The sequence below is a fragment of the Erwinia sp. E602 genome (genome assembly GCF_018141005.1).
Classification (GTDB): domain Bacteria; phylum Pseudomonadota; class Gammaproteobacteria; order Enterobacterales; family Enterobacteriaceae; genus Erwinia.
Genome location: NZ_CP046582.1, coordinates 3,921,098 through 3,943,360, shown reverse-complemented (window position 1 = coordinate 3,943,360; position 22,263 = coordinate 3,921,098). Strand labels below are relative to the sequence as shown.

The window sequence follows — 22,263 nt, the reverse complement described above, 5'->3', positions numbered from 1 at the left end:
CCCGGATCCTGGCTTCAGGTCTTTTCAGAAGATAATCGCCAGAGTTATATTTATAACGATGCGGATTTTTATTCTGAGCAGGGCGTGACGGGTTTCGAAAGCGACACGCTTCTCGGCGGTAAGGTCACTGTGCGGGTGGTTTACCCCGACGGTAAACCGGCAGCAGAGGATGGTGTGCAGATCCTTGGCTACCGCGCTCAGGGTATGGCAAAAGCGCGCGTCATCATTGGCAGCAGCCAGATAAAGCAGGCGGCCTGTTATAAACTGAATGAGGAGATCTATGGTCACAGCCGGGCGGTGGTTAAGGCCAATGGTGCCTCCGGCTGGAACATTGCGGGCGGGCCCTGGGTAATGACCAACCATCACGTAGCCGGCGATATTGGCGAAAAGAAACACTCGCTGATTTATCACTATCGTTCGTCCGACTGTGACAGTGAGAATGCCGACGTGGACAATTTCCTGACCATTAAAAGCCAGCGTGTGGTGGCATCAGGCCAGGGCCCCGGCGCACCGGCACCGGGTAATCATGACTGGTCGCTGTACCAGGCGGATGAACTGGCCTGGCAGGAAGCCGGCATCGTACCGTTCTTTGGTGCGCTGTGGCTGGATACGGAAAGCGAGCCAGGACAGCTGAGCGGGCATCCGCTCTACGTTCCGCAGCATCCTGGCGGCAGGCCACGCCAGATCAGCTCATTAGCAGATAATGGTCAGGCGTGTGGCGTCATTAGCGCCAGCGCTGACAAAGTGAAGTACAACTGCGATACCTACGGTGGTTCATCCGGTTCCCCGGTTCTCTCACAGCGCAGCAACGGTGTGCTGGCCCTGCATTATGGTGGCAGCAGCAATCACAATACCGGGGTTAACAGCCGCGTCGTGTATAACGGTATTAAGCATCTTCTGCCCGCCGCTAATCTCCCGGTTTCGGCCAGCCAGGGTAAAGGTAAGGTTAAGGTGGTCCCGGTCAGCTTTGCTCCCGGCCTGCCGGCGACGGTGGACAGCGGCGTTACTGATGCGGTTGATATTGCGGCGCTGGATGCCAGCCGGATGAAGCGCGACGGTAACGACTATCTGTTTACTGCCAAAGGGCGATCGGCTGCAGGTAAGGTGAGCGATATCACGGTGCGTCTGCATCCACTGGCGGGACCTGACGGCACGCTGTCCGGAAAGCTGAACCTGTCGGCCAGCTCACGGGACAATCCGGGAATGGATGACGGACTCCTGACCGGCTGGATGGCCTTTTCACTGAATCGCCAGGCTGACGGCAGGAACGTTAAAAACCTGATCCTGCCGTTCAGCTCGGAGTATTACGACCCGTTCAGCTCACCGTTCTCGCCGGATGCGCAGGTGATGAAAATGCGTCTGACCGAAAGCCAGCCTGCGCTGAGTGAACCGGTGAAGCACACCACCAACATTGGATTCCTGGCGGTCAGGTCCGGACAGGGACCGATGACCCTGCTGAGTGGTGGCACCGGCTATTCACCGCTGACTGTGCAGGTAAAAAATGAAGCAGGCCAGTTGCAGGTGGTGAAGCTGCGCGGTCAGCGCAAAACCCGCTGCAGCCCGGCCCTGCGCCCGATGAACAGCATGACCGGCTGCGGTGTGGGCGCTCCGCCTGCCAGCCTGCAGCTTTCCTATGTCGCGGAGGATAATGCAGATTTACCAGGGGGCCACTACCAGGGGATGGTTCCGGTCATCGCCAGCCGTGATGCGTTTACCCAGCCGCTGCTGGTTGAGGTTGATCTCACTGTGCCGCCAAAAGAGTGGGAAAAACCAGAGCCGGAACCAGAGCCGGAGCCAGAACCGGAGCCAGAACCAGAACCTCAGCCGGAGGATTACGATCACATCTTCCCTGCCGGATTAAAGGGGTATCAGGCCGGCACCACGGTGTTGCAGCCTGCCACGGGCAAAGTCTATCAGTGCAAGCCCTGGCCTTACAGCGGCTACTGCTCGCAGTGGACCTCCGCCAGCAATCATTTTGAGCCGGGTATCGGTAGCGCCTGGCAGCAGGCCTGGACTCTGATCCACTAACCTCTGCATGACCACGCCGCCCGTCGGGCGGCGTGGTCATCTCCCCCGTATTTTCTGCAATCCGCTCCCCTCGCGTGGTTTTAAGCTGTTTTTCCTGTCCATTACGGTAATATTGCGCGCCATAGCGCATTAATCTTTTGCTGAAGTGCCAGAATGCAGCAACAATCCCGAGGAACATACGATGGAATATGAATTTTTACGCGATATCACCGGGGGGGTGAAGGTGCGCATGTCGATGGGCCATGAAGCCATCGGCCACTGGTTCAACGATGAGGCGAATGAAAACCTGACGCTGCTTGACGAGGTGGAAGCCGCCGTGGCGGAGGTGAAAGGCAGCATTCGCCAGTGGCAGAACGTCGGCCGCGAATATACGCTGCTGCTCGATGAAGAAGAGGTGATGATCCGCGCCAATCAGCTGAGCATTGAAGGCGATGAGATGGAAGAGGGCATGAGCTACTATGATGAAGAGAGCCTGTCGTTCTGCGGCGTGGAGGATTTTCTCGCTGTGATCGCGGCTTACCGCCGGTTTTTGCAGGGGCGCTGAGGCTGGTCGCCAGCAGGACCCAGGCAGCAGCGGAGTCGCGGGCGGCAAGTGAGCCGCATAAGACCTGTCAGGCTGCACCACTCTGCTCAGCCTGCTTGCTGCGGTTAGCGCCGCTCAGACGGCATCGTTAGCGACAGGAAACGCGTGCCGTCCGCCGTCACGGTCTCTTTCAGCGTGCCGTCTTTTCTCGCCTGTTCCACGGCTTCCCTGGCACGCGTGACCCATTCTGTCTTGTGGGCACGGACGCGGGCATAGTGCTCCTCTGAGGCTAACAGGGGTTCAGAGGCTGAACGGTGTTCTGATAACATAGTCTTTATCTCCTGCTGCACGTTGTACGATAAATCCGGGATGTTTCCTTATCAGTATACTTAAAATAGACTGATAAAAAACCTCCAGTTTTTCATCTTCAGCACGGAAGCAATAAAATCCAGGTTGATGCTCTTCGTAATGCTCAAAAATTAAATCGATAACCCGGCGGAAAACTTTTATTGCAGAATAACCGATATTTTCTCTCGCATAGTGAGTATGGTTGCGTTGATTTTCATAGCTGTCAAAGGCCACTTCATAGATGCTGCTGTTCATTGGTGTAACGTCTTCAGGTAATAAAATGTTAGTTGTACGGATGTCATTAATCTGCAAAAAATAGATTTCATACTTCTTTCCCTCCACGATAAACTCACCTATATGTAACGCACTCTCGTAATTCAGTGTTTTAAACGTATTCATTGCACGCATCCTTATGCTGGTCCGATAAGCATGCGCCGGGGCTGACGGCTAGGCAATCTCTGCGCGAACGATTAATTGCGTAACGCTACGCAAAACTGAAAAGAGAGTGGCTTTTTATCTGAGGGGAATAATAAGGCGACCCGAAGATCGCCTGAAGGTAAATAAACTGTTGCCGTTACGTTATTTTTAATCCCACCGCCGGGATATTGCGGCCGTAATGGATTTCACGCATCTCTTTCCACAGCAGATCGGTAATGCGTTTATGTTCCTGCGGGCTGAGATCTTCCGGCCGGGTGTTAAACAGATAGTGCTTCAGGTCAAACTCCTTCAGCAGCATCTTGGTGTGGAAAATATTTTCCTGATAAACATTAACATCCACCATGTCATACATCGACAGCATATCGTCTGACATAAAATTCTGAATCGAATTAATTTCGTGATCGATAAAGTGCTTCAGGCCGTTCACATCGCGGGTGAAGCCGCGCACGCGATAGTCGATGGTGACGATATCTGACTCCAGCTGGTGGATCAGGTAGTTCAGCGCCTTGAGCGGCGAGATCACTCCGCAGGTGGACACTTCAATATCGGCGCGGAAGGTACAAAGCCCGCCCTCCGGGTGGCTCTCCGGGTAGGTGTGCACGCAGATATGGCTCTTATCCAGGTGCGCCACCACCGAACCGGGCAGCGGGCCGGGGTGTTCAGAGTTATCGATGCTCTTAGGATCGACAGGCTCTTCGCTGACCAGAATGGTGACGCTGGCCCCCTGTGGTTCATAGTCCTGGCGGGCGATATTCAGCACGTTAGCACCGATAATTGAGCAGGTCTCGGTGAGGATCTCCGTCAGGCGGTTGGCGTTGTACTGTTCGTCGATATAGGCGATATAGCCATCGCGCTCTGCGTCGCTGCTGGCGTAGCAAATGTCGTAGATACAAAAGCTCAGGCTCTTGGTCAGGTTATTAAAGCCGTGCAGTTTCAGCTTTTGCAATTATTCCCCCTCCCGGTCGGTGAGTGCGTCCAGCAGATACTGGGGCAGGGCAAAGCTGCCACTGTGGATCGCCGGGTTGTAGTAGCGGCAGCCCAGCCCTGAGGCTGCATAGCGGGCGGCCAGGGTGGCGGGATCCAACTGGCGTAGCGCCGGATTGTCGCTGGCCCAGGCAAAGGTCATGATGCCGCCGTAGTAGGTTGGCACCGCGGCCTGATAGAAGCTGACGTCTTTGAAATAGTGGCTCAGCTTGCGGTGGCTGCCGACCGCTTCATCCTGCTGCAGGAAGCAGACGCCGTTCTGTGCCACGAAGATGCCGTTTTCATTGAGACAGCGGTGGCAGCCGGCGTAAAAGTCGGAGGTAAACAGGCTCTCGCCGGGCCCGATCGGATCGGTGCAGTCGGAGATGATCACGTCGAATTTTTCCGCGCTCTGGCGGACAAAATTCACGCCATCGTCAATCACCAGCGTAAAGCGCGGATCGTCATAGGCACCGGCGCTGTGGTTGGGCAGATACTGGCGGCAGAAACTGACCACGCCGGCGTCGATCTCGACCATGGTTATCTGCTCAACGTTGCGGTGGCGGCTGACTTCGCGCAGCATCGCGCCGTCGCCGCCACCGATAATCAGCACGCGCTTCGCCGCGCCGTGCGCCAGCAGCGGCACGTGGGTCATCATTTCGTGGTAAATAAATTCGTCGCGCTCGGTGGTTTGCACCACGCCGTCCAGCGCCATCACGCGGCCCAGTTCGGCGTTCTCGAAGATCACCAGATCCTGATGTTCGGTTTTTTCGCGGTACAACACCTGATCAACGGTGAAATACTGCCCAAAACCGGCGTGCAGAGTTTCATGCCATCTCTCTTGATCGGCCATGGTGGGGGTTGCTCCTCATCGCAGCGTGGAAATCAGGCGAAACAGCATAGCGATTTATGACCGTGGTTGCACGGTCAGGATTCGGCAGGCAGGAGAGGGAGTTACTTGACGTAGGCCAGCAGGCTCAGGGAGTCGCGCGCCAGCGATTTGCATTTTTTGTCGTTGGCGACCGCAATGCCGCTGAGGTCGCGGTAGCTCTCTTCACCCAGTGCTTTCATATTGAAGCTGTCGTAATTGGTTAAATCCCAACGATTTTGCTGTGCAAAGAACACCAGCGCACGGCGGATCTGCCCGTCGGGTAAATCCTGGTAGCCACAGTCATTTTTCAGGTAAACAAACACGGCGGTTAAATCGGCCAAATCTTCTGCTTCCGATTCGCTCAGGGCGAAGCTGGTAGAGGAGAAGCCAAACAGCCCCAGCAACAACAGAGCCTTGATGCTTTTCTTCATGGTTAGTCTCTAACGTGTGCAATAACCAGACGTTAGCACAGTTCTGGCCGGGTGCCAGCCCCTTTTGCGGTAGAAATATCCTGGAGACGCGCTGCCATCCCGGCTTTCTGCGCTTGACCTTACCGCTGGGGCAGGGTTTATGCTGATTTCAGCTATGAACATCCGGTACAGGAATGAATGATGCAACGTCGAGAGTTTATCAAGTTAAGTGCCGCGCTGGGTGCGGCCAGCGCGCTGCCGCTGTGGAGCCGTTCGCTGCTGGCGGCTGAGTCCCGCCCGCTGTTGCCGATCCCGGCGCTGCTCGGCGCCGATGCCCGCGGCGACATCAGCCTGGTTGCGCAGGCCGGCAGCACGCAGTGGCGCGGTCAATCGGTGCCGACCTGGGGTTACAACGGTGACCTGCTCGGCCCGGCGCTGCGGCTGGATCGCGGTAAAACGGTCAACATTACCCTGCATAACCGGCTGCCGGAGGCGACCACCGTCCACTGGCACGGGCTGGAACTGCCGGGTGAGGTGGACGGCGGGCCGCAGGCGCGGATTGAACCCGGCCAGAGCCGGCAAGTCAGTTTTACCCCCGATCAGCCCGCGGCCACCTGCTGGTTTCACCCGCACCAGCATGGCCGTACCGGGTATCAGGTGGCGCAGGGGCTGGCCGGCCTGGTGCTGCTTAACGATGCGGAAAGTGACGCGCTGCTGTTGCCAAAGCAGTGGGGCGTCGACGACATTCCGCTGGTGCTGCAGGATAAGCGCCTGAGCGCGGACGGCCGCATTGACTATCAGCTGGACGTGATGAGCGCGGCGGTCGGCTGGTTTGGTGACACCATGCTGACCAATGGTGCGATCTACCCGCAGCACGGCGTGCCGCGCGGCTGGCTGCGCCTGAGGCTGCTGAACGGCTGCAACGCCCGCTCGCTGAACCTGAGCATCGATGACCAGCGGCCAATGTACGTTATCGCCAGCGACGGTGGCCTGCTGGCGGAGCCGGTGAAAGTCAGCGAGCTGCCGATGCTGCCGGGTGAACGTTATGAGGTGCTGGTGGATACCGCTGACGGTAAACCCTTTAATCTGCAGACCCTGCCGGTACGTCAGATGGGCATGACGCTGCAGCCGTTTGACCAGCCGCTGCCGCTGCTGGCCATTACCCCGCTGCGCATTATCGCCAGCGGCACGCTGCCGGATAAGCTGGCGAACCTGCCCGTCGTGCCGTCAGCGCAGGGGCTGACCAGCCGCTGGCTGCAGCTGATGATGGACCCGGAACTGGACCGGCTGGGGATGACCGCGCTGATGCAGAAGTATGGTCATGCGGCGATGGCCGGCATGGCGATGGACGGCCACGGCGGCCATGCCCCGGCGGCAGCGCCAGTTGCCCAGGCTGCGACGACATCCGGCGGGATGAGCGGCATGGACCACGGCGGGATGACAACCGGGCAGCCGGGTGTCTACGATTTCCATCAGGGTAATCAGATCAACGGCGTGGCCTTTGATATGGCGAAACCGGCGTTTGCGGTGAAGCGCGGCGAGCTGGAGAAGTGGACGATTTCGGGTGAGGGCGACATGATGCTGCATCCGTTCCATATCCACGGCGCCCAGTTCCGTATTCTGAGCGAAAACGGCAAGCCGGTGGCCGCCCACCGCAGCGGCTGGAAGGACACGGTGCGGGTGGAGGGCGCACGCAGCGAGGTGCTGGTGCGCTTTAATCACCTGGCCGACGCACAGCATGCATACATGGCGCACTGCCATCTGCTGGAGCATGAAGATACCGGCATGATGCTTGGTTTTACCGTGGCGTAGTACGCAGCGTGGATGCCTCCGCCTTCACAGGCAACGCTGCTGGCCCGGATGATGACGGGGCAGCACGCCTGACCTGTGACCGCTGCCTCACCGGTCTGTGGCCGCAGGCGGATGCACGCCCATTTGCAGGCCGCAGGCCCGCGACAGTTATGACGCGTCCAGCGCCAGCCGCAGATCCTCGATCAGATCGTCTTTATTCTCAATGCCAATCGACAGCCGGACCGTGGCGGCCTGAATGCCGATACGTTCGCGCACGGCCAGCGGCACGCCGGAGTGGGTGGTGCTGGCCGGGTGGCTGGCCAGCGATTCGGTGCCACCGAGGCTGACCGCCAGCTTAAACAGCTGCAGCTGATTGAGGAAACGGAAGGCGGCATCCTCGCCGCCGACAATATCAAAGGAGAAGGTGGAACCGGCGCCGCTGCACTGAGCGCGGTACACTTTTCCGGCCGCCGACCCGGCATCAAGGAACGGCAGATAGTGCAGATGCTCTACCTTCGGGTGGCTCTGCAGGAAGGCGGCTACCGCGGCCGCATTGTCGTTGGCCCGCTCCATGCGCAGCGCCAGCGTCTCCAGCGAGCGGCCAATCATCCAGCTGGAGTGCGGATCGAGCTGGGTGCCGATCGCGCTACGCAGCGCCTTCACCTGACGGATCAGCGCTTTGCTGCCGATCGCCGCGCCGGCGATCAGATCCGAGTGGCCGCCGACGTATTTGGTCAGCGAGTAGAGCGACAGGTCGGCACCGTGCTCAATCGGCCGCGAGAATACCGGGCCGAGCAGGGTGTTATCGCAGGCGATCACCGGGCGGTGCTGCTGCTGCTGTTCAATGCGATCCGCCACCCGGCGGATCAGCGCAATATCCACCAGGCTGTTGGTCGGGTTGGCCGGGGATTCAATCAGGATCACCGAGACGCGCCCCTGCAGCAGCGCCGCGTCCGCTGCCGCCTGCACCACCGCTTCATCGACGCCGTCGCTGAAGCCCACGCTGGTCACGCCCAGGTTATGGAAGGTTTTGCTCAGCAGCGTCTCAGTGCCGCCGTACAGCGGCTGCGAGTGCAGTACCACGTCACCCGGGCGGACAAACGCCAGCAGCGTGGTAGAGATCGCCGACATGCCGGAGGAGAACAGCGCCGCGCTCTCGCTGCGCTCATACACCGCCAGCCGGTCTTCAACGATTTCACTGTTGGGGTGATTAAAGCGTGAGTAGACCAGCCCGTTGCCGCCGCCCGGCGGTGGTTCGCGGCGGCCGGAAACGTAGTCAAAGAAGTCGCGACCCTCTTCCGCGCTGTTGAACACGAAAGTGGAGGTCAGAAACACCGGGGGTTTTACCGCCCCTTCAGACAGCGACGGGTCGTAGCCGTAGTTCAGCATCTGGGTTTCAGGCTGCAGCTCACGGCTGCCGATATGGGTTTTTTTGGAATGTGAGGACGTCATGGGTTCTCCAGCCTGCGGCAGGGGGCGTTATTAACATTGCGCATAAGCATACCTGCGTGGGAAGGAGAGGATAAATACATAAAGGTTCTATGCTTAATCTTTTATGCGATATTATATATGGCTATCTTTACGTATAGCAGTCTGAATGTCTGTTGCGCGGTCGCGGAAACGGCGGTTGCGCAACGGCAGGTAAGGGGCGGGGAAGTGTGATAAACTGCGCTGCTTTCCTGAAACCACCGTTGAAGAGCTATGAAACATACCGTTGAAGTGATGATCTCCGAAGCCGAGATCAAATCCCGCATTGCCGAACTGGGTAAACAGATCAGCGACCACTACCGCGACAGCGGCAGCGAAATGGTGCTGGTGGGGCTGCTGCGCGGCTCCTTTATGTTTATGGCCGACCTGTGCCGCGCCATTGACGTGCCGCACGAGGTCGATTTTATGACCGCCTCCAGCTACGGTAATGGCACCACCAGCACCCGCGACGTGAAGATCCTGAAAGATCTCGACGAAGATATTCGCGGCAAAGACGTGCTGATCGTGGAAGACATCATTGATTCAGGCAATACCCTGAGCAAGGTGCGTGAGATCTTCAGCCTGCGCGGGCCGAAGTCGCTGGCGATCTGTACCCTGCTGGATAAGCCGGAACGCCGCGAGGTTGAGGTGCCGGTGGAGTACGTTGGTTTCAGCATCGCCGACAAGTTTGTGGTCGGTTACGGTATTGACTACGCCCAGCGCTACCGCCACCTGCCGTACGTCGGCCATGTGGTGATGCTGGACGAGTAACCCCGCCTGCGGCCTGCCACCGCACAATCTGCAGGCCACCGCACAATCGACCAAGGCCGGATTTTCCGGCCTGTTATAAAATGCGCCCCCTGAACTTACGGGTTCAGGTCGGGGCCGTTCAGCAGGTTAGCGATGCAGTGGCGGTAGCGCTGCTCCAGAATGGCGCGGCTGGTGGCGGTGACTTCCAGATCGCGCAGATAGCCATCCTGAATCCCGTAGACCCAGCCGTGCAGCGAGACTTTTTGTCCGCGCTTCCACGCTGACTGCATGATGGTGGAGTGGCCGAGGTTATAAACCTGTTCAACAACGTTGATTTCGCAAAGTTTATCAAAGCGTTTTTCCGGTGCCAGGTGGCCGAGAAACGAACTATGCTTGTACCACAGATCGCGGATGTGCAGCAGCCAGTTGTTGATTAAGCCCAGCTCCGGGTTCTCTACCGCCGCCTGTACGCCGCCGCATCCGTAGTGACCGCAGATAATCACGTGCTCCACTTCCAGCACATCCACCGCGTACTGTACCACCGACAGGCAGTTTAAATCGGTGTGGATCACCTGGTTGGCGACGTTACGGTGCACAAACAGTTCGCCCGGCTCCAGCCCGGTCAGCCGTTCGGCCGGTACCCGGCTGTCAGAGCAGCCGATCCACAGAAAACGGGGCTTTTGTGACTGAGCAAGGTGTTCAAAAAAACCGGGATCTTCCTCTTTCATCAGCTTTGACCATTCACGGTTATTGCTGATAAGGGTTTCAATATCTTTCATAATGGGCTCGGCCAGTGGCGTAATTGCGTGGCGGTAATATAGGGCAAGGCTACCGGCTTGAACATCACAAACGAGATACCTCAACAAAACAGGGTGCTTTTTTACCTATGACTTATGCACTGGAACTTGAAAAGCTGACCAAAACCTATGCGGGCGGCGTTCAGGCACTAAAGGGCATCGACCTGGCGGTTGAAGCCGGCGACTTCTATGCGCTGCTCGGGCCCAACGGGGCCGGCAAATCCACCACCATCGGCATTATCAGCTCGCTGGTCAACAAAACCAGCGGTAAGGTGCGGGTATTTGGCTACGACCTGCAGCAGGACGTGGTCAACGCCAAGCGCCAGCTCGGGCTGGTGCCGCAGGAGTTTAACTTCAACCAGTTTGAAACCGTGCTGCAGATCGTGGTCAGCCAGGCCGGCCTGTACGGCGTGGTGAAGGCCGAGGCGCTGCAGCGCGCGGAAAAATACTTAAAACAGCTCGACCTGTGGGAGAAGCGCAACGATCGGGCGCGGATGCTCTCCGGCGGTATGAAGCGTCGTCTGATGATCGCCCGCGCGCTGATGCACGAGCCGAAGCTGCTGATCCTCGACGAGCCTACCGCCGGGGTGGATATCGAGCTGCGCCGCTCGATGTGGACCTTCCTGCAGGATCTCAACGCCCGTGGTACCACCATTATCCTCACCACCCACTATCTGGAAGAGGCGGAGATGCTGTGCCGCAATATCGGCATTATCCAGCGCGGTGAGCTGGTGGAAAACACCTCGATGAAGGGGCTGCTGTCCAAGCTGAAGTCGGAAACCTTTATCCTCGATCTCGCGCCGAAAAGCCCGCTGCCGCAGCTGCAGGGGTTCCAGTACCGACTGGTGGATACCTCGACGCTGGAAGTTGAGGTGCTGCGTGAGCAGGGGCTGAACAGCGTGTTCAGCCAGCTCTCCAGCCAGGGCGTGCAGGTACTGAGTATGCGTAATAAGGCCAACCGTCTGGAGGAGCTGTTTGTCGACCTGGTGAACGGGCGCAGAGGAGAAAAAGCATGACACATCTTTACTGGGTGGCCCTGAAGAGTATCTGGGCGAAAGAGGTTAACCGTTTTGCGCGCATCTGGATCCAGACCCTGGTGCCGCCGGTGATCACCATGACGCTCTATTTCATCATCTTCGGCAACCTGATCGGTTCGCGCATCGGTGAGATGCACGGCTTCAGCTATATGCAGTTTATCGTGCCGGGGCTGATTATGATGGCGGTGATCACCAACGCCTATGCCAACGTGGCGTCATCATTTTTCAGCGCCAAGTTCCAGCGCAATATTGAAGAGCTGCTGGTGGCACCGGTGCCGACGCACGTGATTATTGCCGGATACGTCGGCGGTGGCGTGGCGCGTGGCATCTGCGTGGGCGTGCTGGTGACCGCGATTTCACTGTTCTTCGTGCCGTTCCACGTGCATTCCTGGCTGATGGTGGCGGTGACGCTGGTGCTGACGGCGGTGCTGTTCTCGCTGGCCGGGCTGCTGAATGCGGTGTTTGCCCGTACCTTTGACGATATCAGCCTGATCCCGACCTTTGTGCTGACGCCGCTGACCTACCTCGGCGGGGTATTCTACTCGCTGACCCTGTTGCCACCGTTCTGGCAGATGGTGTCGAAGCTGAACCCGATCGTCTATATGATCAGCGGCTTCCGCTACGGCTTCCTCGGCATCAACGACGTGCCGCTGGTGTTCACCTTAGGCGTGCTGGTGGCGTTTATCCTGGTGTTTTACGCGCTGGTGTGGACGCTGATTCAGCGCGGGCGCGGACTGCGCACCTGACAAGGACTCTCGCCAGACGGCTCCGCCATTACAGCGATGGCAGCCTGTACACGGAGCAAAGCATCGCGGGCCAGGGATGGCCCGCACAAAGCAGAAGTCGCTGCGGGTTCCGGTGCCCGGCGTATCGGGTATATCCGGAACGCGGACACGCCACGAGTCCGTCCATGGAGGCTCGGCGCCGGCCATCCCTGGCCGTCGACGGTCCGCTAACCCGGATATACCCGATTGCCCGAACGTTCTGATATTGCTGCCACAGTCCATCGATCGCCGAACCCGCAGATGATGTCACCTGCAAACAATGCAAACGCAGGGATGGAAGTCGGGCACGGAGTTAACGGTTTTCTCCCACAGGCTCCCTGAGCAAGACACCGTGCTAGCAGGCGACCTGAACCAGGCTCCGTCTAACCACAAAAAAGCCTTTGCGTAGGGGCAGCAATGCTCATCCTTTTACCAGTCAGGCAACCTGAACCGGCACGGCTTTCGCCAGCCGTTTCATCTGGTTGTCGCCCTCAAAGTAGGCCACTTTCGGCTGCCACTCGCGCGCCTCGGCGTCGCTCATCTGCACGTATGAACAGATAATCAGCAGGTCGCCGGCGCAGGCACAGCGTGCCGCCGCGCCGTTGACCGAGATAATCTTCGATCCGCGTTCCGCCGCGATTGCGTAGGTGGAAAAACGCTGGCCGTTGTTAACGTTATAAATGTCGATGGCTTCGTATTGCAGAATGCCGGAAGCGTCGAGAAAATCCTGATCGATGGCGCAGGAACCTTCGTAATTCAGATCTGCCTGGGTCACCTTCACCCGGTGCAGCTTGCCCTGCAGCATAGTGCGTACCATAAACTCACCCTGGTTATTCCTCCGGTCAGCAGGCAGACCTGCGGTCTGGCCTGGCGCGGAGCGTGCTAAAAAACGGCTCACGGTGTGCCGGAGCCGCGCAAATGATTTACTGCGTCAGATCAACCTGCTGGTTGTCGATCAGCCGCGCCTTGCCGAGCCAGGCGGCCATCAGGATCACCCCCCGGCGGCTGTCGACGGTCAGCGGCAGCAGCGTGTCGGCATCGACAATCGCCAGGCCGTCGGCCTGCAGGCCCTGCTCAGCAAGGCGGGTTTCTGCCCCGGAAATCAGCTCGTCCACGTGGCGCTCGCCGCTGGCCAGCTGTTCTGCCACCTGATTCATCACCTGGCTCAGCAGGGGAGCGATCTTGCGCTCCTCTGCGGTCAGGTAGCCGTTGCGCGAGCTGAGCGCCAGGCCATCTTTCGCGCGCACGGTCGGCACGCCGACAATCTCAATGTCAAAGCCCATATCCGCTACCATTTTGCGGATCAGCGCCAGCTGCTGGTAATCCTTCTCGCCGAAGCAGGCCACGTCCGGCTGCACCAGATTAAACAGCTTGCTGACGATGGTGGAGACGCCGCGGAAGTGCCCCGGACGGCTGGCACCCTCCAGCAGCGTGGAAAGTCCGGGCACCTCGACAAAGGTCTGCTCGCCCAGCCCCTGCGGGTAGATATCGGCGGGGGCCGGGGCAAACACCAGGTCTGCGCCGCGCTGGTTGAGCTTTTCGCAGTCCTGCTGCAGCGTGCGCGGGTAGCGGGCCAGGTCGTCGGCACGTTCGAACTGCATCGGATTGACGAAAATCGAGGCCACGACGATATCCGCGCGGGCGCGGGCTTCATCGACCAGCGTCATATGGCCGTCGTGCAGGTTGCCCATGGTCGGCACCAGCGCAATGCGCTGCCCGTCCTGCCGCCAGCGACGGATTTCGCGACGCAGCAGCGGCAGAGTTTCAATAATCAGCACGGTATTCTCCCTTGTTACTGGAAACTGTGTTGGGCCGCCGGGTAGGTCCCGGCCTCCACTTCTGCCGCATACTGACGAACGGCGGCACGGATCTCCCCGGCTTCGGCGAGGAAGTTTTTCGAAAATTTCGGAATATGGCCGCCGGTGACGCCGAAGGCGTCATGCATCACCAGGATCTGGCCGTCGGTGGTGTTACCGGCACCGATGCCGATCACCGGGATTGCCAGCGCCTCGGTCACGCGCTGCGCCAGCGCCACCGGCACGCACTCCAGCACCAGCAGCTGCATGCCGGCCGCTTCCAGCGCCAGCGCGTCTTCCAGCAGGCGGTCGGCGTCGGCCTGCTCGCGCCCCTGCACCTTATAGCCGCCGAATACGTTTACCGACTGCGGCGTCAGGCCAAGGTGACCACAGACCGGGACCGCGCGCTCGGTCAGCTGTTGCACCGTTTCCGCCAGCCATTTACCGCCCTCCAGCTTGACCATATTAGCCCCGGCGCGCATCAGTACGGCGGCGCTGTCAAAAGTCTGCTGAGGAGTGGCATAGCTCATAAACGGCAGGTCGGCGAGCAGCAACGCGGCCGGTGCGCCACGGCGCACCGCGGCGGTGTGGTAGGCGATGTCGCTGACGGAGACCGGCAGCGTGGAGTCGTGCCCCTGCACCACCATGCCCAGCGAGTCTCCCACCAGCAGTACCGGAATGCCTTCGTCGGCAAACAGGCGGGCGAAACTGAAGTCATAGGCGGTGAGTGAGGCAAATTTGCGCCCCTGCTGCTTCCACTGGCGAAGCGTGGCGACGGTTGTTGGTTTCATGGTGTCCTCAAAATACCGGGGTTGTGCTGCATCCGGTCACTGGAAAACGATGGGCGTATCTTAATGGAAGGGGCAGGGCGTGCAAAGCGGCATCCATCGCGGAGGCAGCCGTCTTGCCAATTACCAGCGGCGGATGCTGCTGCTGTCGAGTGTTGCCAGTAAAGCGGCCAGCACGGTGCCATCGGGCAGGCGCAGGTCCGGTGCAATCTCCAGCAACGGCAGCAGCATAAAGGCGCGGTTGTGCATGTCGTAATGCGGCACGGTCAGCCGCTCGCTGGCCAGGGTCAGCGAGCCGAACAGCATAATATCGAGATCCAGCGTGCGCGGGCCCCAGCGGTGATCCTTACGCACCCGCCCCTGCTCCAGCTCAATACGCTGGGTATGATCGAGCAGCGCTTCCGGGCTTAACGTCGTCTCCAGCGCCACGGCGGCGTTGAGATAGTCAGGCTGGTCCGGCGGGCCGTAAGGCGGGGTGCGGTACAGCGACGAGGTGGCAACCCGCGTGGTAGCGGGAATGGCCGCCAGCGCGTCCAGCGCGGACTGCACCTGATGCAGCGGGTCGGCCAGGTTGCTGCCCAGCGCCAGATAAACGCGGGTCATTCGTTGCTGCTGTAGTCACGGCGCGGCGCGCGCTTGCGCGGGCGGCGGGTACGGCGGCGCGGATCCGGATCGTCACCAAGGGTGTTGAGCATGGTTTTCTGCTGCGGCGGCGCGGAGACCTGGAACTCGCCCCACCAGGTGGTCAGGCGGTGCAGCTCTGAATTGTTCTCCACTTCGGCGCGCAGCGCCAGCAGGTCATAGGCGGCGCGGAACTTAGGATGCTCCATCAGCTTCCACGCGCGCTTGCCGTGGCGGCGCGACAGGCGCAGCTGTAGCTGCCAGATATCGCGCACCAGGGTGGTAATGCGTTTCGGGATCGCCAGAGAACGGCAGGCTTCATCCAGCACGTCGTTCATCGCCAGCGCAAAGGCGTCGTAATAAGCCAGCCCGCTCTCCTGGGCAATTTTCTGCGCCGCTTCCAGCTGCGGATACCAGAACATGGCGGCAAACAGGAACGCCGGATTGACACGCATCTGGTTACTGATGCGGGTATCGGTATTTTTCAGCACCTGCAGGATCATCCGCTCCATATTACTGTCACCCTGTTCGGTGAAGTTACGTGTGATCATCGGGAACAGCGGCTGGAACAGCTGATACTCGCGCAGGCGCAGATAGGTCTGGTAGCCGTGGCCGGCCTGCAGCAGCTTCAGCGCTTCTTCAAACAGACGTGCCGCAGGGATATCACGCAGCAGCGTCGCCAGGCGCGGAATCGGCTCGGCGGTTTCCGCCGCCACGCGCATATCCAGTTTGGCGGCAAAGCGCACCACGCGCAGCATGCGTACCGGATCTTCGCGGTAGCGCGTCTCCGGATCGCCGATCATGCGGATAATGCCCTGCTGCAGGTCGTTCAGCCCGCCAACGTAGTCGCGCACGCTAAAGTCGGCGACGCTGTAGTACAGGCTGTTGATGGTCAGATCGCGGCGCTGGGCGTCATCTTCGATCGAACCGAAAATATTGTCGCGCAGCAGCATGCCGTTCTGGCCGCGCTGCGAGCTGTTGCGGTCATCTTCTGGCTGTGCTTCGGCTTCGTGATGGCCACGGAAGGTCGCGACCTCAATGATTTCCGGGCCGAACATGACGTGGGCCAGGCGGAAACGGCGGCCGACCAGCCGGCAGTTGCGGAACAGCTTACGCATCTGCTCCGGGGTGGCGTTGGTGGTCACATCGAAATCTTTCGGCTTCTTACCCAGCAGCAGATCGCGCACGCCGCCGCCGACCAGATAGGCCTCAAAACCGGCTTTGTTCAGGCGGTACAGCACCTTGAGGGCGTTTTCGCTGATGTCCTTGCGCGAGATAGTATGGCGATCGCGAGGGATAACGGTCATCTGACGCACTTCCTCTACCTCGGCTACCGGCAACACGCTATCGCGACTGAGAACCTTTCGGCAAAAATTAGCAACTCGGGTAAAAATGGGACACCTCGATAGTGACAAATAAATCTGGTCGGTAAAAACAGCGGCTAATCATAGCTCAGAGTAATCCATTTGAGAATGATGAAGTCGCCTTATCCTGTAGTGGCGCATCCTTTACGGGAATCTGTAAGGGATTCCAGTCAGCGATCGCCTGCTGTAACAGCCCCTGTAGCGTCAAATCCTGCCAGCCGGCAGCCAGCGGCTGGCCGAGAAACGCCAGCGCCTGTACCAGCGCCGGGCGCGGGTCACCGGGCGGCAGCGGCGGGGCGTGGTTCTGCTTCGACAGCTTGTTACCGTCGTGATTGAGCACCAGCGGCAGGTGCAGATGTGCAGGCACGGGCCAGCCCAGCTGCTGATAAAGCGTTATCTGGCGCACCGTCGGCTCAATCAGATCCGCGCCGCGTACCACTTCGGTAATGCCCTGGAAGTGGTCATCAACCACCACCGCCAGATTATAGGCAAACAGGCCATCGCGACGGTGGATGATAAAGTCCTCAGCCGCCAGCCGCGCATCGGCCTGCACCGTGCCGCGCAGACGGTCGCTGAACTGGCCCACCGGCTGGCTGACGTGCAGACGCACGGCGGCGTTTTGCGGGCCGTGCTGACGCGTGCGGCAGTGGCCGTCGTACAGCCCACCGGCCTGCTGAATACGGCTGCGGGTGCAGGTGCAGAAATAGCTCTGCCCCTGCTGGTGCAGCTGCGCCAGCACCGCGCGGTAAGCCTCATGGCGCTGCGACTGCCACAGCACCTCTCCGTCCCAGTGCAGGCCGTAATGCTCAAGCTGCTGAAGAATGCGGCTGGCGGCACCCGGCACCTCACGCGGCGGATCGATATCTTCAATTCGCACCCGCCAGGTTCCCTGTTGCGCACGCGCCTGCAGATAACTGCCAAGGGCGGCTATCAGAGAGCCAAAATGCAGATCGCCGGAGGGTGAGGGGGCAAAACGCCCGATATAGCGTGATGACATAATACGGGGGGAGCAGGGCAATGAAGCGGGAGACAGCATTCCCGGCTTCATTGCGCCTTCCATCTACCTTAGCCGGCCATCTGCTTTTCGCGGATTTCTGCCAGCGTTTTGCAGTCGATGCACAGATCGGCGGTCGGACGTGCTTCAAGGCGACGGATACCGATTTCAACGCCACAGGACTCGCAGTAGCCAAAATCGTCATCCAGCACTTTCTTCAGCGTCTTCTCGATCTTTTTGATCAGCTTACGCTCACGGTCGCGGTTACGCAGTTCAAGGCTGAACTCCTCTTCCTGCGTGGCGCGGTCAGCCGGATCGGGGAAGTTGGCCGCTTCGTCCTGCATATGCGAAACAGTGCGGTCCACTTCATCCCGAAGCTGGTTACGCCAGGCTTCAAGGATCTTCCTGAAGTGCTCCAGCTGGGCTTCGTTCATATACTCTTCGCCCGCTTTCACCTGGTAAGGCTCTACTCCAGCGATGGCGAGAATACTCAGAGACGAGGTTTTACGGTTTTGCCCTTCTTGCATGTTGTTTCTCCTGGATAACACGCACATACCCGTCACTTTTCTGCCGGCCTGAACGGCCCGGGCGAGAAACTTCGGGGATATCGCTCCCCTTGCGGGGAAAAAACAGGCCGCTATAAATAACAGAAGCGATTCGGGTTGGCAATTATTCCTGATCGCATCTTGACAAGCCTGTGAGGAAAAGCGTAATCGGGCGTATCACAGCAAACTGTGAGCGCTTTTACAACTCTGCCTTAATCGCATTATCAAGGGCGATCCCCTCGGGTGATAACCGCGCCTTATAGCACAGTACTTCCACCCCGCTCTGCCGTGCCTGAGCCAGTAGTTCTGCGTAACGCGCGTCAATATGCCGTGCGGGGGCTACGTCCTCAATCCCCGAGTGCAGAACCGCAAAAAACAGAACCGCCCGCTGGCCGGATTGCGCAATCTGAGTCAGCTCGCGCAGATGCTTCTGGCCCCTGGTGGTCACCGCGTCCGGAAAATACCCTTTACCCTGCTGTAACAGCGTCACGGATTTCACTTCAATATAGCAGTCCCGGCGACCCTCTGCCTGTAACCTGAAGTCAATACGGCTGTTTTCGCTGCCATATTTTACTTCCGGCTGCCGGAGCGGGTAACCGGCCAGCTCGGGGATGCGTTCCGCTTCCAGCGCTTCACGCACCAGGGTATTGGCGCGCAGGGTGTTGACGCAGATCCAGTGTCCCTGAGCGGTTTCGGTCAGCTCCCAGCTGTGCGGGTATTTGCGCGTCAGGCTGTCTGACGTCGAATACCACACCGTATCCCCCGGGGTGGCGCAGCCGGTCATCGCGCCGGTATTGGCGCAGTGAATCGTTAACGCCTCGCCCTGTGGGGTTACCACATCGGCCAGGAAGCGTTTATAGCGCTGGACCAGCCGCGCGGGCCGCAGTGCCGGGTAAAATTCCATAGGAAATCCTTATCGTAGTGCCCACTCTGCCAGCGCCTGATAGCGGGTTCGGCCGCGGGAAAATTGCGACTGAAACAGCACGAAGCGCTCAACCGGAAATGACCAGCAAAAATTCCGCGGCGGCAGTGACACCGGCTGCAGAGCCTGCCTGAGTAATGTGACATGCGGATGAAAGGGCAGCGGCGTTTGATAACAGCCGCTGCGCGCCGCCTGGGAACGCAGCAGCGCTGCCAGCTGCAGCAGTCCACGCGGTGCCTGGCGCGGCCCCAGCCAGATCACGCCGGAGCGCGGCCAGTGGCCGGCATCATCCAGCGTCAGAGTAAAACCCGGCTGCGCGATACGCCCGGCCTGCTGCATCAGCGCGCGGGTTTTCTCCTCGCTCACCTCGCCTAAAAAAGCCAGCGTCAGGTGCAGGCTGTCGGCGGCCATCGGCTGGCCGGCTTCCGCCGGGAAGGTGGCGGCCCGCCAGGCAATCAGCTCCTGCCGGCACTGCTGCGGCAGTTCAAGGCCGAAAAACAGCCGTTTTTGTTCACGCATCGCGCCCTCCGGTAAATCTGTGCCGGGAATGCTACAATGGCGGGCAGATTAAGACCATGACGTTCTGGAGCAGATCGTGAGTTTATTACCCGTCAGTGCCGTGTTGCCTGAATTGTTAACGGCGCTGCAGACCTCCCCGCAGGTGCTGCTGGCCGCCCCGACCGGCGCGGGTAAATCCACCTGGCTGCCGCTGCAGATCCTTAAGCAGGCCGATTTTGAAGGCAAAGTTTTGCTGCTGGAGCCGCGGCGGCTGGCGGCGCGTAACGTGGCGCAGCGTCTGGCCGAACAGCTGGGTGAGCAGCCGGGCGGCACCGTGGGCTACCGCATGCGCGGTGAAAGCTGCAGCGGCCAGCAGACCCGCCTGGAGGTGGTGACCGAAGGGATCCTCACCCGCATGCTGCAGCAGGATCCGATGCTGGAAGGCGTGTCGCTGGTGATCCTCGATGAGTTTCACGAGCGCAGCCTGCAGGCGGATCTGGCGCTGGCGCTGCTGCTGGACGTGCAGCAGGGGCTGCGTGACGATCTGAGCGTGCTGATTATGTCGGCCACGCTGGATAACAGCCGCCTGCGCGAGTATTTACCGCAGGCACCGCTGATTGTCTCCGAAGGGCGCTCGTTTCCGGTCGAACGTCGCTATCAGCCGCTGGCGGCAAACCTGCGCTTTGAACAGGCGGTGGCCCGCCAGGTCAGCCAGTTGCTGCGCGAGGAGCACGGCTCGCTGCTGCTGTTCCTGCCCGGCGTAGCGGAGATCCAGCGGGTGCAGCGCGAGCTGGCGGAGACGGTGGCCGCAGACGTCGACCTCTGCCCGCTGTACGGCGCGCTGTCGCTGGCCGAACAGCGTCGGGCGATCCTGCCCGCCGCCGCCGGTCGGCGCAAGGTGGTGCTGGCGACCAATATTGCCGAGACCAGCCTGACCATCGAAGGGATCCGCCTGGTGGTGGACAGCGCGCTGGAGCGCAGCGCGCAGTTCGATCCGCGCAGCGGCATCAGCCGGTTGCTGACCCAGCGCGTCAGCCAGGCCTCAATGACCCAGCGCGCCGGCCGTGCCGGGCGTCTGGAGCCGGGGATCTGCCTGCACCTGCTGCCCGCCGAACAGGCGGAGCGCGCGGCGGCGTATTCTGAACCGGAGATCCTCAACAGCGATCTGGCGCCGCTGTGGCTCGACGTGCTGCAGTGGGGGTGCCACGACGTGGGGCAGCTGCGCTGGCTGGATACGCCACCGCAGGCCGGCATTCACGCGGCGCGTCAGCTGTTACTGCAGCTCGGTGCCTGTGAGGCCGCGGGCCCGTTGACGGCGAAAGGCCGCCGCATGGCGGTGCTGGGCAGCGAACCCCGGCTGGCGGCGCTGCTGCTGGCCGCGGACGGCGAGCCGGATGCGGTGGCCAGCGCCTGTCAGCTGGTGGCAATCCTTGAGGAGCCACAGCGCGGCAGCAGCGATCTGCGTGACAGCTTCTCTCGCCGCCTGCCGCAGTGGCAGCGCCGCGCGCGCCAGCTGCAGCAGCGGCTGGGTGTCAGCGGGGGGCAGGCCGACCCGGCGCGGCTGCCGCGGCTGCTGGCGGCCGCCTTCCCGGACCGCATTGCCCGACGGCGCGGCGACGATGGTCGCTATCAGCTGGCTAACGGCAGCGGGGCGTCGCTGGACCATGATGACGCGCTGACCCATTATGAATGGCTGATCGCGCCACAGCTTCTTCAGAGCGGCAGCCAGAGCGAAGCGCGCATCCTGCAGGCGCTGCCGATTTCGCTGGAGCCGCTGCTGCGCGAGCTGCCCGCGCTGGTGCAAAAGCAGACGGAAGTGGAGTGGGACGACGAGAAGGCGACGCTGCGCGCCTGGCGCCGCGAGCAAATTGGCCAGCTGGTGCTAAAATCACAGCCGCTGGCCAAACCGGACGCGCCCGATCTGCACGCCGCCATGCTGCGCTGGGTGCGGCAGAAGGGGCTGGCGGTGCTGAACTGGAGCGTACAGGCGCAGCAGCTGCGCCTGCGGCTGATCTGCGCCGCACGCTGGCTGCCGGAGCACGACTGGCCGGCGGTGGATGACGCGGCGCTGCTGGCGACGCTGGAACAGTGGCTGCTGCCGGCCATGAGTGGGGTCGGCGATGGCAGGGCGCTGAAGCAGGTGGATATTTACGCCGCGCTCTTACAATTGCTCACATGGTCACAACGTCAGCAGCTGGATAGTGCTCTGCCAACTCATTACACTGTGCCCACCGGAAGCCGCCTGCCCATCGGCTATCATGAAGATAAGCCGCCGGTGCTGGCGGTGCGCCTGCAGGAGATGTACGGCGAGGCGCAAAACCCCACCGTTGCCGCAGGCCGCGTGCCGCTGGTGCTGGAACTGCTCTCCCCCGCGCAACGCCCGCTGCAGATCACCCGCGATCTGGCGGCGTTCTGGGCCGGTGCCTGGCGTGAGGTGCAGAAAGAGATGAAAGGTCGCTACCCGAAACATCTCTGGCCTGACGACCCGGCAAACGCGCAGCCGACCCGGCGGGTCAAAAAATTTAGTACACCGAATTAATCCCTCCAT

General features: G+C 60.5%; 22 protein-coding genes. 7 read left to right on the top strand and 15 right to left on the bottom strand.

Annotation, left to right across the window (positions count from 1 at the left end; all coding sequences use genetic code 11):
• Positions 1-84: 84 nt before the first annotated feature.
• A complete protein-coding gene (locus GKQ23_RS19735; protein WP_212409220.1) occupies positions 85-2,028 on the top strand; it encodes a serine protease in 1,944 nt (647 codons plus the stop codon).
• 181 nt (positions 2,029-2,209) lie between these two features.
• Positions 2,210-2,572 (top strand): protein YacL, encoded by a 363-nt coding sequence (gene yacL / locus GKQ23_RS19730; RefSeq protein ID WP_212409219.1) that lies wholly within the window; start codon positions 2,210-2,212, stop codon positions 2,570-2,572.
• A gap of 279 nt (positions 2,573-2,851) precedes the next feature.
• On the opposite strand, the gene GKQ23_RS19725 is transcribed toward yacL, so the two are convergent.
• From GKQ23_RS19725 to GKQ23_RS19710, 4 genes are all read right to left on the bottom strand, one after another.
• Positions 2,852-3,298 (bottom strand): hypothetical protein, encoded by a 447-nt coding sequence (locus GKQ23_RS19725; RefSeq protein ID WP_212409218.1) that lies wholly within the window; start codon positions 3,296-3,298, stop codon positions 2,852-2,854.
• 175 nt (positions 3,299-3,473) lie between these two features.
• Positions 3,474-4,283 (bottom strand): adenosylmethionine decarboxylase, encoded by an 810-nt coding sequence (gene speD, locus GKQ23_RS19720; protein ID WP_212409217.1) that lies wholly within the window; start codon positions 4,281-4,283, stop codon positions 3,474-3,476.
• On the bottom strand, positions 4,284-5,153 hold the full coding sequence (gene speE / locus GKQ23_RS19715) for a polyamine aminopropyltransferase (RefSeq protein ID WP_056236193.1): 870 nt from the start codon (positions 5,151-5,153) through the stop codon (positions 4,284-4,286). It lies immediately after the preceding gene.
• A gap of 101 nt (positions 5,154-5,254) precedes the next feature.
• Entirely contained in the window at positions 5,255-5,602 is a 348-nt protein-coding gene (locus tag GKQ23_RS19710; protein WP_056236195.1) for a YacC family pilotin-like protein, read from the bottom strand.
• A gap of 180 nt (positions 5,603-5,782) precedes the next feature.
• On the opposite strand from GKQ23_RS19710, the gene cueO reads away from it, so the two are divergent.
• On the top strand, positions 5,783-7,393 hold the full coding sequence (gene cueO / locus GKQ23_RS19705) for a multicopper oxidase CueO (protein WP_212411900.1): 1,611 nt from the start codon (positions 5,783-5,785) through the stop codon (positions 7,391-7,393).
• Between the two features lie 147 nt (positions 7,394-7,540).
• On the opposite strand, the gene GKQ23_RS19700 is transcribed toward cueO, so the two are convergent.
• A complete protein-coding gene (locus GKQ23_RS19700; RefSeq protein WP_212409216.1) occupies positions 7,541-8,824 on the bottom strand; it encodes a cystathionine gamma-synthase family protein in 1,284 nt (427 codons plus the stop codon).
• Positions 8,825-9,073: 249 nt separating this feature from the next.
• On the opposite strand from GKQ23_RS19700, the gene hpt reads away from it, so the two are divergent.
• A complete protein-coding gene (hpt, locus tag GKQ23_RS19695) occupies positions 9,074-9,610 on the top strand; it encodes a hypoxanthine phosphoribosyltransferase (protein WP_056236204.1) in 537 nt (178 codons plus the stop codon).
• 95 nt (positions 9,611-9,705) lie between these two features.
• Here the strand turns inward: hpt and can are convergent, their stop codons facing one another.
• A complete protein-coding gene (can, locus tag GKQ23_RS19690; RefSeq protein ID WP_056236206.1) occupies positions 9,706-10,368 on the bottom strand; it encodes a carbonate dehydratase in 663 nt (220 codons plus the stop codon).
• A gap of 107 nt (positions 10,369-10,475) precedes the next feature.
• Here can and GKQ23_RS19685 point away from each other — a divergent pair, with 107 nt between their 5' ends.
• Both GKQ23_RS19685 and GKQ23_RS19680 read left to right on the top strand, forming a co-directional pair.
• Positions 10,476-11,402 carry an ABC transporter ATP-binding protein gene (locus tag GKQ23_RS19685; RefSeq protein WP_056236208.1) on the top strand — a complete coding sequence of 309 codons (927 nt, stop codon included), beginning with the start codon at positions 10,476-10,478 and terminating at the stop codon, positions 11,400-11,402.
• Positions 11,399-12,169 carry an ABC transporter permease gene (locus tag GKQ23_RS19680; RefSeq protein WP_056236212.1) on the top strand — a complete coding sequence of 257 codons (771 nt, stop codon included), beginning with the start codon at positions 11,399-11,401 and terminating at the stop codon, positions 12,167-12,169. Before GKQ23_RS19685 ends, GKQ23_RS19680 begins: the two co-directional genes overlap by 4 nt.
• Positions 12,170-12,623: 454 nt before the next feature.
• Here the strand turns inward: GKQ23_RS19680 and panD are convergent, their stop codons facing one another.
• The 9 genes from panD to thpR form a co-directional block, all read right to left on the bottom strand.
• Positions 12,624-13,004 carry an aspartate 1-decarboxylase gene (gene panD, locus GKQ23_RS19675; RefSeq protein WP_056236215.1) on the bottom strand — a complete coding sequence of 127 codons (381 nt, stop codon included), beginning with the start codon at positions 13,002-13,004 and terminating at the stop codon, positions 12,624-12,626.
• A 106-nt stretch (positions 13,005-13,110) separates the two neighbouring features.
• The gene (panC, locus tag GKQ23_RS19670; protein ID WP_056236219.1) at positions 13,111-13,965 is read right to left on the bottom strand and encodes a pantoate--beta-alanine ligase; all 855 of its coding nucleotides are present in this window, start codon (positions 13,963-13,965) and stop codon (positions 13,111-13,113) included.
• A gap of 14 nt (positions 13,966-13,979) precedes the next feature.
• Positions 13,980-14,774 carry a 3-methyl-2-oxobutanoate hydroxymethyltransferase gene (gene panB, locus GKQ23_RS19665; protein WP_056236226.1) on the bottom strand — a complete coding sequence of 265 codons (795 nt, stop codon included), beginning with the start codon at positions 14,772-14,774 and terminating at the stop codon, positions 13,980-13,982.
• A gap of 120 nt (positions 14,775-14,894) precedes the next feature.
• A complete protein-coding gene (gene folK, locus GKQ23_RS19660; protein ID WP_212409215.1) occupies positions 14,895-15,374 on the bottom strand; it encodes a 2-amino-4-hydroxy-6-hydroxymethyldihydropteridine diphosphokinase in 480 nt (159 codons plus the stop codon).
• A complete protein-coding gene (gene pcnB, locus GKQ23_RS19655) occupies positions 15,371-16,786 on the bottom strand; it encodes a polynucleotide adenylyltransferase PcnB (protein ID WP_212411898.1) in 1,416 nt (471 codons plus the stop codon). The genes folK and pcnB overlap by 4 nt, the downstream gene beginning before the upstream one ends.
• Positions 16,787-16,844: 58 nt before the next feature.
• Positions 16,845-17,753: a tRNA glutamyl-Q(34) synthetase GluQRS gene (gluQRS, locus tag GKQ23_RS19650; protein WP_212409214.1), complete on the bottom strand. Its 909-nt coding sequence runs from the start codon at positions 17,751-17,753 to the stop codon at positions 16,845-16,847.
• A 68-nt stretch (positions 17,754-17,821) separates the two neighbouring features.
• The gene (gene dksA / locus GKQ23_RS19645; protein WP_056236238.1) at positions 17,822-18,277 is read right to left on the bottom strand and encodes an RNA polymerase-binding protein DksA; all 456 of its coding nucleotides are present in this window, start codon (positions 18,275-18,277) and stop codon (positions 17,822-17,824) included.
• 217 nt (positions 18,278-18,494) lie between these two features.
• Entirely contained in the window at positions 18,495-19,199 is a 705-nt protein-coding gene (sfsA, locus tag GKQ23_RS19640; protein ID WP_056236240.1) for a DNA/RNA nuclease SfsA, read from the bottom strand.
• A 9-nt stretch (positions 19,200-19,208) separates the two neighbouring features.
• Positions 19,209-19,736: an RNA 2',3'-cyclic phosphodiesterase gene (gene thpR / locus GKQ23_RS19635; protein ID WP_212409213.1), complete on the bottom strand. Its 528-nt coding sequence runs from the start codon at positions 19,734-19,736 to the stop codon at positions 19,209-19,211.
• A 76-nt stretch (positions 19,737-19,812) separates the two neighbouring features.
• Between thpR and hrpB the strand changes: the two genes are divergently transcribed.
• The gene (gene hrpB / locus GKQ23_RS19630) at positions 19,813-22,254 is read left to right on the top strand and encodes an ATP-dependent helicase HrpB (RefSeq protein ID WP_212409212.1); all 2,442 of its coding nucleotides are present in this window, start codon (positions 19,813-19,815) and stop codon (positions 22,252-22,254) included.
• The last annotated feature ends 9 nt before the right edge of the window (positions 22,255-22,263 follow it).

Coding starts and splice junctions, on each gene's coding strand:
- panD (WP_056236215.1), bottom strand. CDS start 13,004: ATGGTACGCACTATGCTGCAGGGCAAGCTGCACCGGGTGAAGGTGACC.
- speE (WP_056236193.1), bottom strand. CDS start 5,153: ATGGCCGATCAAGAGAGATGGCATGAAACTCTGCACGCCGGTTTTGGG.
- sfsA (WP_056236240.1), bottom strand. CDS start 19,199: ATGGAATTTTACCCGGCACTGCGGCCCGCGCGGCTGGTCCAGCGCTAT.
- GKQ23_RS19700 (WP_212409216.1), bottom strand. CDS start 8,824: ATGACGTCCTCACATTCCAAAAAAACCCATATCGGCAGCCGTGAGCTG.
- dksA (WP_056236238.1), bottom strand. CDS start 18,277: ATGCAAGAAGGGCAAAACCGTAAAACCTCGTCTCTGAGTATTCTCGCC.
- gluQRS (WP_212409214.1), bottom strand. CDS start 17,753: ATGTCATCACGCTATATCGGGCGTTTTGCCCCCTCACCCTCCGGCGAT.
- GKQ23_RS19725 (WP_212409218.1), bottom strand. CDS start 3,298: ATGAATACGTTTAAAACACTGAATTACGAGAGTGCGTTACATATAGGT.
- hpt (WP_056236204.1), top strand. CDS start 9,074: ATGAAACATACCGTTGAAGTGATGATCTCCGAAGCCGAGATCAAATCC.
- panB (WP_056236226.1), bottom strand. CDS start 14,774: ATGAAACCAACAACCGTCGCCACGCTTCGCCAGTGGAAGCAGCAGGGG.
- GKQ23_RS19685 (WP_056236208.1), top strand. CDS start 10,476: ATGACTTATGCACTGGAACTTGAAAAGCTGACCAAAACCTATGCGGGC.
- cueO (WP_212411900.1), top strand. CDS start 5,783: ATGCAACGTCGAGAGTTTATCAAGTTAAGTGCCGCGCTGGGTGCGGCC.
- can (WP_056236206.1), bottom strand. CDS start 10,368: ATGAAAGATATTGAAACCCTTATCAGCAATAACCGTGAATGGTCAAAG.
- thpR (WP_212409213.1), bottom strand. CDS start 19,736: ATGCGTGAACAAAAACGGCTGTTTTTCGGCCTTGAACTGCCGCAGCAG.
- yacL (WP_212409219.1), top strand. CDS start 2,210: ATGGAATATGAATTTTTACGCGATATCACCGGGGGGGTGAAGGTGCGC.
- GKQ23_RS19710 (WP_056236195.1), bottom strand. CDS start 5,602: ATGAAGAAAAGCATCAAGGCTCTGTTGTTGCTGGGGCTGTTTGGCTTC.
- folK (WP_212409215.1), bottom strand. CDS start 15,374: ATGACCCGCGTTTATCTGGCGCTGGGCAGCAACCTGGCCGACCCGCTG.
- GKQ23_RS19680 (WP_056236212.1), top strand. CDS start 11,399: ATGACACATCTTTACTGGGTGGCCCTGAAGAGTATCTGGGCGAAAGAG.